The sequence below is a fragment of the Frankia sp. Cppng1_Ct_nod genome, assembly GCF_920656135.1.
Lineage (GTDB): Bacteria > Actinomycetota > Actinomycetes > Frankiales > Frankiaceae > Protofrankia > Protofrankia meridionalis.
Map to the genome: position 1 here is coordinate 1 of NZ_CAKKTK010000118.1, position 9081 is coordinate 9081.

Consider the following 9081-nt stretch of genomic DNA (forward strand, 5'->3'; position numbering starts at 1 on the left):
CGGTTCAGGGTGTCGACCAGCAGCACCGCAGACGCGGCAAGTAGTAAGCCGAGCACGAGCGGCCCGGAGACGAACAGCGCCACCACACCGAGGACGACTGCCGCGACCGTGGCAACCGCGACGGTGGCATGCCACGTTTTGGCCGCGGCGTCCTTGATGTGTCCCCAGAAGCTCTTGGCGCGGATGCCGGCGTGGGATGCCGCCTTGAGTTGGTGAACGGCGGTGTCTTCGGCCTGCTCGCGTAGCCCCTTCGCCTGGAGCGCCATGCGCCGGGCGGCATCCAGGTCATCCTGGGTACTGGTCAGGCCGGCTTGCGTCTGAGCGAGACGTGTCTGTGCGGCGTGGTGGTTGCGGATCGCCGCTGTGACCTGGTCCGGGCTCGGCACAAGGGTCACGGATGCGCCGAATGCGCCGGGCGCCGTCGCGAGTTGCTGAAGTCTCTGGAGGTTCGTGACAGCGGTGGCCGTTTGGGTCGCGGCGGCGTAGGCACTGTTGACCTGGGTCTGCGCGCTGTCGAGCTGGGCGCGAGCTTCCCGACCCTTCGTCAGTGCCTGGTCTGCACGTTGCTGCGCATCGTCGAGATCGCGGGCGTAGGTCTGCAACGCCTGTCCGGCCATCCCGTAGGAGTGGGACAGCTTGTCCAGATCCTTCGGGAAGCTCTCGATCTCGTCTCGGTAGGCGTCGCCGGACTCGCCGACCCATGAGGCCACGGCCTCGTTGCCGGCCAGTGCGCGCACCCGACCGGCGGCATCGTCCGCGTCGGAGGCAAGGGACAGGAAGCGTCGCGCGAGGCCCCGGATCGAGTACGGGTCACCGGGGGTGGGGTCGCTGTCGAGATCGAGGACCCACCAGTCGGTTGGTCGTGCCATGCGCGGCTCTTCCTATCATATCGGACAGACAACGCATGGTCCCATATATCGTTACAAAAGGTAAGTAAACGACGGCGGCTTGCCCTCCTGTTGGGAAGCGGGGCACTCTGCGCCCATGCGACGCACACCGTGCCGGCCGCCGCGGGTGCGCAAGATATGACACCGGGCATGCGGGCATATTCGATCGGTCACCACGATCCCGGCCGGTAAGGTCGGTCGGGTCAGGCACGCCCTGCGCGCACGGGCACGGGCACGGGCACAGCGCGGGCGAGGGCCGAGGGAAGCGGGACGGACGGGTCGATGAAAACGGCGATGCGGTCACACCTGTGCGGTGCGCTGCGCACAGAGCACATCGGTGAGACGGTCACGGTATGCGGGTGGGTGGCCCACCGCCGCCAGCACGGCCAGTCGTTGATGTTCGTCGATCTGCGCGACCACTCCGGCCAGGTGCAGTGTGTGGTGGACGGATCTGTGGACGCCCGGTCCGAGTACGTCCTGCGCATCACCGGCACCGTGGTCGCCCGGCCTGAGGGAACGGTCAACCCGAGCCTCGCCACCGGCGAGATCGAGCTGCGTGACTGCTCGGTGCAGGTGCTGTCCACGGCCACCCCGCCGCCGTTCCCGATCGACGACCGGGCCGACGCCGTCGACGAGTCGACCCGCCTCACCTACCGGTACCTGGACCTACGCCGCGAGCGGATGCAGCGCAACCTGCGTACCCGTTCGGCGGTGCTGGCCACGCTGCGCTCCGCTCTGGTGCCCCGCAACTTCGTCGAGGTCGAGACGCCGCTGCTCATGCCGTCCACCCCGGAGGGGGCGAGGGAGTTCGTCGTGCCGTCCCGGCAGGCGCCGGGGCGCTTCTACGCGCTGCCGCAGTCCCCGCAGCTGTTCAAGCAGCTGCTGATGGTCGGGGGCACGGACCGTTACTTCCAGTTCGCGCGGTGCCTGCGCGACGAGGACCTGCGGGCCGACCGGCAGTACGAGTTCACCCAGCTCGACGTCGAGATGAGTTTCGTCGACCAGGACGACGTCCTTGAGGTGATCTCCGAGGCGGTACTGGCCGCCACCGAGGCCGTGACCGGCGTTGCGCAGCCGCCGATCGAGCGGATCACCTGGCACGAGGCGATGGATCGTTTCGGCGTGGACAAGCCCGATCTGCGCTTCGGCATGGAGCTCGTCGAGCTGACCGGGATCTTCACCGGGAGCGGCTTCCAGGCGTTCGCCGGGGCACCCACGGTGAAGGGCATCTGCGTACCCGGCGGTTCGGCGACCCACAACCGCAAGGCGCTGGACGCCCTGACCGACCGGGCGAAGAAGCTCGGGGCCAAGGGCCTGGTGTGGATGCGGGTCGGCGTGGACGGGGCGTTGGAGTCGCCGGTGGCGAAGTTCCTCTCCACCTCCGAGCTCACCGGGATCGTGAAGGCCACCGGGGGTGAGGCCGGCGACCTGCTCCTGCTGGTCGCGGACGAGTGGGCCACGGCGTGTGAGGTGCTCGGTCAGCTACGCAACGACCTCGGGCGCCCGGCTGCCGGGGAGGGCGGCTTCCGCTACGTCTGGATCGTCGACTTCCCGCTGTTCGTGGGTATCGACGCCGAGTCCGGACGTCCCAAGCCCGGGCACCACCCGTTCACCCGGCCGCATCCCGACGACGTCGACAGGCTTGAGACCGAACCGCTGGCGGTCCGCAGCCGCGCCTACGACCTGGTGCTCAACGGCTGGGAGCTGGGCTCGGGTTCGATCCGAATCCACGAGCCCGAGCTGCAGCAGCGGATCTTCGCCGCGCTGGGGATCTCCGCGCAGGAGGCCGACCGCCGGTTCGGTTTCTTCCTGACGCCCTTCTCCTACGGCGCGCCGCCGCACGGCGGCTTCGCCTTCGGCATCGACCGGCTTGTGGCGATCCTCGCCGGCGAGGACAACATCCGCGAGGTCATCGCGTTCCCGAAGACCCAGTCCGGGCTTGACCCGATGACCGGCGCGCCCACCGAGATCGAGCCGCGTCAGTTGCGTGAGCTGGGCATCCGGGTCCTGCCTCAGGTGTAGAGCAGCCGAGGGCAGGCCTGTCCGGTTCGCGGCGCCCCGCCCTCGGGCGCTCTTCGGGTTGGCCCGCGTGTGGATCCTGCGCATGATTCGTGGCGAAAAGCCTCCGGACTGACACTGCGCGACTTACGGTTACCTGGATGGGTTTCAACGGAGCCGCGAGGAAATCCTCGGCGTTGCGTGTTGCGTTGCGGGGTATCACCGGTGAATCCGCCTCCGGGTACCGGAGCCGGATGATTCGGGCGCGGTTCGGAGCGGTTCGCCGATCGGATGCAGCGGGAGGCCCCGGGAATGCACATACCGTTCTCGTCGTCGGCAACGTCCAGCCTCGGCATCGAGTGGGAGATCCAGCTGGTCGACCGTGACACCCGTCAGCTCCGTGGAGCGGCCACCGTCATCCTCGATGAGTACCAGAACAAGATTGGTAAGGATGTCGAGCCGCGGGCCAAACACGAACTGTTCGAATCGACCATCGAGGTCATCACGGGTGTCTGTGACACGGTGGCAGGCGCCAAGGCGGACCTGTCCTCGACCCTCGGCCTCCTGCGGGATCTGGCCGAGCCGCGTGGGCTTGCCCTGATGTGCAGCGGCACCCACCCGTTCACCGGTTATGACACGCAGCAGCTCAGCCCCGATCCGCGGTACCACTCGCTGCTGGACCGGATGCAGTGGATCGCCCGGCGCATGCTCATCTTCGGCGTGCACGTGCATGTCGGGGTTCGTTCGCAGGACAAGGCGATCCCCGTTGTGAACGCCCTCGCCACCTACATCCCGCATTTTCTCGCGCTGTCGTCATCCTCGCCCTACTGGCTGGGGATGGACACGGGCCTGGCGTCGTCGCGGTCGAAGGTGTTCGAGGGCCTGCCGACCGCTGGCCTGCCCTACCTGCTGTCCGACTGGGCACAGTTCGAGCAGTTCATGGCCGCGCTGGTGTCCTCCGGAACAGTGGAGAGCATCCGCGACGTGTGGTGGGACATCCGACCCCACCCGAACTTCGGCACGGTGGAACTGCGTATCTGTGACGGGCTGCCGACGTTGCTGGAGGTCGGGGCGATCGCCGCATTGACGCAGTGCCTCGTCGACCGGATGAACACCCAGATCGATCGCGGCTACACGCTGCCGACCCCGCAGCGGTGGGCCGTGCAGGAGAACAAGTGGCGGGCCGCGCGGTACGGTCTCGATGCCGAGATCATGGTCGATGAGCAGGGCACGACCCACTGTGTCCGGAATGAGATCGCGGACCTGGTGGACGAGCTGCTGCCCGTCGCGCGCCGACTGGAATGCGCCGACGAACTCACTGACGTCCTGCACATTCTAGACGTCGGCTCGAGCTGTGAGCGACAGCGGGCGGTTGCGCGACGGGCCGATGGGGATCTGGCCGCGGTGGTCGATACCCTGCTCCAGGAGATGGAGTCTCGCCGGCCCACACTGTGAACGGGTGCCGGCGGCGGGGAAGGTGGGACCAGACCTTTGCTGTACAAGGATATCCGCCCTGACCGGTTCGTCGGGGCGGGCCTGCGCTGTGTGTGTGGACAGCGGGCATGGCGGTGAACCCCGTCGAGGCGGTTGCCGCCTGGCTGGCCCGCAACGAAAGCGAACTCGTTGCCTTCAGGCGGGATGTCCACGCCCATCCGGAACTCGGACGGCAGGAGTACCGGACGACCCGCGCCGTGGCGGCCCGCCTGTCGGCTGCCGGGCTGACCCCGAATCTGCTGCCCGCCGGCACGGGCCTGTGGTGTGACATCCAGCCGCGGCCGGACGCGCCCACAGTGATGATCCGCGCCGACATCGACGCGTTGCCGGTGCTGGACGCCAAGAACGCGAGCTACAGCTCCACCGTCCCCGGCGTCTGTCATGCCTGTGGCCATGACGTCCATACGGCGGTCGTTCTCGGGACGGGTCTGGCGCTCGCCGAGTTCGCCCGCGACAACCCACTGGCGGGTACCGTCCGGCTCGTCTTCCAGCCCGCCGAGGAGACCATGCCGGGTGGCGCGCTCGATGTCATCGACGCCGGTGTGCTGAAATCCGTGTCGATGGCGATCGCGGTGCACTGCGACCCGTCCCTGGACGCGGGGACCATCGGGTTGCGCACCGGTCCGATCACCTCGGCAGCCGACTCCGTGCGGGTCACGCTCGGGGGGCCCGGTGGCCACACGTCGCGTCCCCAGAACACCGTCGACCTGATCTACGCCTTGTCGCGGCTGGCTGTGGAACTGCCCGCGGCCCTGTCCCGGCTGGTCGACCCGCGGTCGTCGTTGTCGCTGGTGTGGGGGCAGATCGAGGCCGGGACGGTGGCCAACGCGATCCCACGGGTCGGCAGCATCGCGGGGACGGTACGGACGCTGTCCCGCGACACCTGGGACGGTGCGCCGGCGCTCGTGCACCGACTCGCCGAGCAGATCGTCGCGCCGTACGGGGCCAGTGTCGCGGTGGACTACCGCCGTGGGGTGCCGCCGGTGGTGAACAGCGCGGACACGATCGAGGTGTTCCGGGCAGCGGTGAACCAGGTGCTCCCACCGGGTTCGGAGATGTCCGTGGCGCAGTCCCTGGGCGGCGAGGACTTCGGCTGGTATCTCGATCACGTACCCGGAGGGCTTGCCCGGCTCGGTACCCGTGCTCCGGACGGGCCCATCCACGACCTGCACCAGGGCAGTTTCGACGTGGACGAGGCCGCGATCGGGACCGGCGTCCGGTTCCTCGCCGCGTCCGCGCTGGAGGTCCTGGCCCGGACCGCAGCGGTGCTCTGACGTTCTCCTGAGTCTGACGTCCTTCTGGGAAAGCGCGGAGCCGGCGCGAGGGAACATCATCGCGCCGGCTCCGGTGTTGTCGTTACCGTTGTCGTTACCGTGAGCTCGGGACCTCGGAGCTCTTCCTGGACCGCGGTTCCGGGATAACCGAAGCGGTGTGTGGGTGTGACCGTTCCACCCGCAGCAGCTTCGCGGTCCAGTCCGGCAGGTACCAGTTCCAGTCGCCGAACAGCGAGACCATGGCCGGGACGAGAAGCATGCGCACGACGGTCGCGTCGAGCAGGATGCCGAAGCCGAGGGCGGTCGCGAACAACTTGATGTCGGTCTGCGGCCCGCTGGACAGGGACAGGAACGACAGGAACAGGATCAGGGCGGCGGAGGTGACGAGCCGCCCGGTACGGCCGACCCCTTCGATGACAGCGGCGTCCGTGTCACCGCGGGCGTCGTACTCCTCCCGGATGCGGGAGAGGATGAACACCTCGTAGTCCATGGACAGGCCGAACAGGAACGCGAACACCATCAGGGGCAGCCAGAAGGTGATCGAACCGGTGGCCTCGATGTTGTAGATCTCCTTGGAGCCGTAGCCGTGCTGCCAGAACAGCACCATGGCCCCGAAGGTCGCCCCGAGCGAGATGAGGTTGAACAGCACCGCCTTCAGCGGTAGCAGCAGAGAGCGGAAGGCGCGTACCAGTAGCACGTAGGTGACCAGGACGATCAGACCCAGCGCCAGCGGAAACACCCCGTAGACGCCGTGGATGTAGTCCAGCTGCAACGCTCCGATCCCGGTGACACCGATGACCCCGGGTACGTGGTGGACCGCCGACCGGATGTTTCTGATCGGGTCGGTGCTGCTGCCGCCCGCGGTCTCCCGGTCGGGCACTGCCACGATCAGGGAAGTCCCGTTGCGGTTCGCCGCAGGGCCGCTCGGTGCCATCGCGGTGGCCACACCGTTCACCGCTCGGACGCGCTGCACGACGGCGCCTGTCACGGGCGACTCGACGAGGATCTCGGCCGGGGTGAGAACGCCCTTGGGCACCCCGTTGTCTTCGAGGAGTCGCAGTGCCTCGTAGGCGGGTCCGGTCTTCGCCAGGGATCCGGACTGGGCCGTGCCGATCTGGATGCCGAAGAACGGGATGATCAGGGCGACGAGAATGGCCGCACCCACCCCGGCTCCGATCCAGCGGCGGCGGACCAGCAGGGCAGCCCACCTCGTCCAGAACCGGCTTGCGGTGCTTTCGTGGCGGATGCGCGGCCAGTCGACCCGCGGGCCGACGCCACCGAGCAGGGCCGGCAGCAGGGTGGTCGTCACCGCGACGCTGACCAGCGGGATCAACATGCCGCCGTAGCCGACGGAGCGCAGGAAGGGCACCGGGATGACGACCAGGGCCACGAGCCCGATCGCGACGGTGAGACCACTGAAGAGCACGGCGTGGCCCGCCGTCTCCATCGCGGCCACGACGGCGTCGTGGTTGTCCCGGCCGTGGTCGCGCTCCTCCCGCCACCGGGTGACGATGAGTAGCGAGTAGTCGATGGCGACGCCGAGACCGATCAGGGAGACGAGGAACTGAACCAGGAACGACACGTCGGCGAAGAAGGTCAGCCCGAGCAGGATCAGGAACGTCGAGGTGATGGCCACCGCGGCGACGAGCAGCGGCACCAGCGCGAGCAGCGAGGCGAACACGAAGGCGAGGACGGCAAGACCGCCGACACCCGCGAGCAAGGTTTCGACCAGTACGCCCGGCCCGCCGTTGTCGGCGCCGTTGGTCGCCAGCTCGTCGAGGCCGGTGACTCTGCCGGTGAACCCGGCCGGAGTGTCATTGGCGAGCGCCTTCTTCACGTCGCTGATGGTTGTGGCCGTGAAGCTGGTCTGCTTCGGGAAGAAGGCGTAGGCGAACTGTGCCTTGCCGTCGGCCGTGACGAAGATGTTGTCCGCGGTCTCGGCCTTGCCGATAACCCGGACGTTGGGTACATCCCGCTTGACGGCGGCAAACGTGTCGGCCGCCTGCTGGTCGCCGACCTTCCCGGAGTCCGCGGACAGGACCAGGATGATCGGTGCGTTCTGGCCGTCGGTATGGTAGATGGCAAGTACCCGTTTGGCGGTCTCATAGCCGGGCTGGCCGGGTAGTGAGAAGTCGAAGGTCAGTCGCTTGGTGGTGGTGCCGGCTGTGGCGCCGCCTACGATGAAAGCGGCGATCCAGAAAAGGATCACAATGCGGCGGTGCCGGAGGCACCAACGTGCGAGCGCCGACATCGGCGTCTCCCAACTCGTTAAGATGATCTGTGCTCATGCATGGTGACCAGAGTGATAATAGCACTCGTGATTGTGTAGCCGGTAATGGTCTGTCGTATGGGCGATAATATCGCTACTCCTGGCGACGGAGATGATCGGGCGCCCATGCGGGAGCAGATCTTCTGCGCCTTCGCCCGCTTAGGGCCTGCCTGGGTGCGTTATCTGCAAGGAATCATCGGCCTCGGTGGAGTGAGCCCGGCCGGGGTACGGCTGTTGTCGGCAATCCGACATCACCCACGTCCGCCAATCATGCGCGATCTCGTCAACGACCTCGGTACCACCGCCCGGGCCGTCACCGGACTCGTGGACACCCTCGAACACGAGGGCCTGGTACGCCGAAGCCGGCATCCGGATGACCGTCGGGCAACCCTTGTCACTCTGACCGGCGAGGGTGAACAGGTGATGGAGCGGGTCGGGCGTGAGTACATCGAGCGGGCATCAACACTGTTCGACGTGCTCTCCCCGCAGGACCAGGCCGACCTTGTCCGCATCCTCGGGATCCTGGACGACGAACTGGCCGCGCGGGGGCAGGCGATCCAGCCTCGGCAACCCCGTGTTGCGACGGAAACAGGCTCTTCCGGGCCTCCCGGGTAGCTGGGCTAGGCGGTCGGGCGGTTGCGGAGGTCCATGACGTAGTCGGCCGGGGCGCCGGCCCGCTCGGCCGCGTCGGCCATGATCGAGACATACCGCTTGGACGGTAGCCCGCCCTCGTAGGCGTCCAGCACGTACGTCCAGGCAAGGGCCTCGCCGTCGAGCGTGGACACCCGCACACGGATGCGGGTGTAGAGGCCGGCATCCGCGCCCTCCCAGACGTCAAGCTGTTTCAGATCGCGCCGGTCGATGTCATAGAGCATCACGTAGACGTGGGATCCGGGGGACTCGACGATCGTCGCCAGGGCACCCTCCCAGGCGACGTCCTCACCGCCGAAGGTGAGCCTCCACCCGTGGATCCAGCCGGTCCCGATGACCGGGGCGCGGGGGGCGCGTTCCTTCATCTGGCCTGGGTCGAGGTTGCTGCCGTAGGCCGCGTACATGGTCATGGCGCACGTCTTTCGCGGGTTTCTTCGCCGTGGTCGTGGCGGCGGGGGCGTATCTGCTTGATCTTCACTGGCGCCTACCGTACCCGCCCCTGCCGCGC

The 9081-nt window shown here is 67.8% G+C and carries 7 protein-coding genes; 4 read left to right on the forward strand and 3 right to left on the reverse strand.

The window, feature by feature from the left end:
- A partial coding sequence (locus NBW77_RS21100; protein ID WP_250280209.1) for a WXG100 family type VII secretion target occupies positions 1–869 on the reverse strand: 869 nt, incomplete at its 3' end.
- 300 nt (positions 870–1169) lie between these two features.
- Here NBW77_RS21100 and aspS point away from each other — a divergent pair.
- The 3 genes from aspS to NBW77_RS21115 all read left to right on the forward strand — a co-directional run bounded on the left by aspS (position 1170) and on the right by NBW77_RS21115 (position 5653).
- Positions 1170–2909, forward strand: a complete 1740-nt coding sequence (aspS, locus tag NBW77_RS21105; protein WP_131745616.1) for an aspartate--tRNA ligase — start codon at positions 1170–1172, stop codon at positions 2907–2909.
- Between the two features lie 288 nt (positions 2910–3197).
- Positions 3198–4340 carry a glutamate--cysteine ligase gene (locus tag NBW77_RS21110; RefSeq protein ID WP_131745617.1) on the forward strand — a complete coding sequence of 381 codons (1143 nt, stop codon included), beginning with the start codon at positions 3198–3200 and terminating at the stop codon, positions 4338–4340.
- Positions 4341–4447: 107 nt separating this feature from the next.
- Entirely contained in the window at positions 4448–5653 is a 1206-nt protein-coding gene (locus tag NBW77_RS21115; protein WP_131745618.1) for an amidohydrolase, read from the forward strand.
- A 94-nt stretch (positions 5654–5747) separates the two neighbouring features.
- Here the strand turns inward: NBW77_RS21115 and NBW77_RS21120 are convergent, their stop codons facing one another.
- Positions 5748–7904, reverse strand: coding sequence for an MMPL family transporter (locus tag NBW77_RS21120; protein WP_131745619.1), 2157 nt, complete (start codon positions 7902–7904; stop codon positions 5748–5750).
- Positions 7905–8048: 144 nt separating this feature from the next.
- On the opposite strand from NBW77_RS21120, the gene NBW77_RS21125 reads away from it, so the two are divergent.
- Positions 8049–8537: a MarR family winged helix-turn-helix transcriptional regulator gene (locus tag NBW77_RS21125; RefSeq protein ID WP_165485854.1), complete on the forward strand. Its 489-nt coding sequence runs from the start codon at positions 8049–8051 to the stop codon at positions 8535–8537.
- A 5-nt stretch (positions 8538–8542) separates the two neighbouring features.
- On the opposite strand, the gene NBW77_RS21130 is transcribed toward NBW77_RS21125, so the two are convergent.
- Positions 8543–8983 (reverse strand): gamma-glutamylcyclotransferase family protein, encoded by a 441-nt coding sequence (locus tag NBW77_RS21130; RefSeq protein WP_250280210.1) that lies wholly within the window; start codon positions 8981–8983, stop codon positions 8543–8545.
- Positions 8984–9081 lie beyond the last annotated feature (98 nt).